This is a genomic window from Streptomyces sparsus (assembly GCF_054776295.1).
Genome location: NZ_BAAHCA010001196.1, coordinates 1 through 1252 on the forward strand (window position 1 = coordinate 1; position 1252 = coordinate 1252).

At 71.8% G+C, this 1252-nt stretch carries 1 protein-coding gene; it reads right to left on the minus strand.

Features of this window, described 5'->3' with window-relative positions; all coding sequences use genetic code 11:
- A partial coding sequence (gene rarD, locus ACYVE9_RS27370) for an EamA family transporter RarD (RefSeq protein ID WP_461030579.1) occupies nt 1-999 on the minus strand: 999 nt, incomplete at its 3' end.
- Nucleotides 1000-1252 lie beyond the last annotated feature (253 nt).

Genomic DNA, 1252 nt, shown 5'->3' on the forward strand with positions numbered 1-1252 from the left:
CGCGGCGGCACCCGTGACGGGGGCACCCGACGGGCCCGCCGGTACGGTCGGCTGCTCGGCTGCTGCGGCGTTCTCCGGCACCACCTGGGCGGCGGTGGCACGCAGCCGGGCGCGGCCCCGGTGGGCGTTGCGCAGGGCGTCGAAGGTGAGCAGGGCCAGGGCGAGCCACACCAGCAGGAAGCCGGCCCAGCGCTCGGGCGGCATCTCCTCGTGGAAGACGGCGACACCGAGCACGAACATGGTGGAGGGGGCGATGTACTGCATCAGCCCGATCGTCGAGAGCGGCACCCGCACGGTGGCCGCGCCGAAGAAGATCAGCGGCAGTGCGGTGGCCAGGCCGGCGCCGGCCAGCAGCAGCGCGTGCGTCGGCCCCTCGGTGGTGAAGGTGGACTCACCGCGGGCGCTGAGGAGGATCAGGAAGCCGAGCGCGGGCAGGAACTGGAGGGCGGAGTCGGCGCTGAAGCCCTCCAGCCCGTCGAGTCCGGTCTGCTTCTTGATCAGCCCGTAGGCGGCGAAGCTCACGCTCAGGATGAGCGACACCCAGGGCATCTGTCCGTAGGCGATCGACATCACGACCACGGCCAGCGCGCCGACGCCGACGGCCGTCCACTGCGCCGGGCGCAGCCGCTCCCGCAGCACCACCACGCCGATGGCGATGGTGATCAGCGGGTTGATGAAGTAGCCGAGGGAGGCCTCCAGTACCCGGCCGACGCTGACCGCCCAGATGAACAGCCACCAGTTGACGGAGATCAGCGCGGCGGACAGGGCCACCAGCCCCAGCTTGCGGGGCTGGTGCAGCAGGACGCGTATCCACGACCAGCGGCGTACCACCACCAGCATCAGCACCGCCGTGGGCAGCGACCAGACCATGCGGTGGGACAGCACCTCACTCGCCGCCGTCGTCGACAGCAGGTGCCAGTAGAGCGGGAGAAGCCCCCACATGCCGAAGGCCGCAAACCCGAACAGCAACCCGGTGCGGGCCTCGCTCCTCGACGACATGGTTCCTCCCCTGTGCACACCCCGATGACCCCTCGAAGGTAGCGCCGCGAGGGCCCGCTTGTCATGTTCGTAAACGCCGAACACTCCTGTCGCATTCCGTGACGACACCAGCACTTCGGGACGGCCGGGGCACCGCGTTCCGGGGAGGGCCCAGAGGCGGCCGTGGTGGCGGGGACGCCGCCCTGCGCCGGGGGCCGGGCGGCGACGACGCCGCACGGAGGCAGCGGTCCCGTGGTCCCGTCCGTGCGCGGCG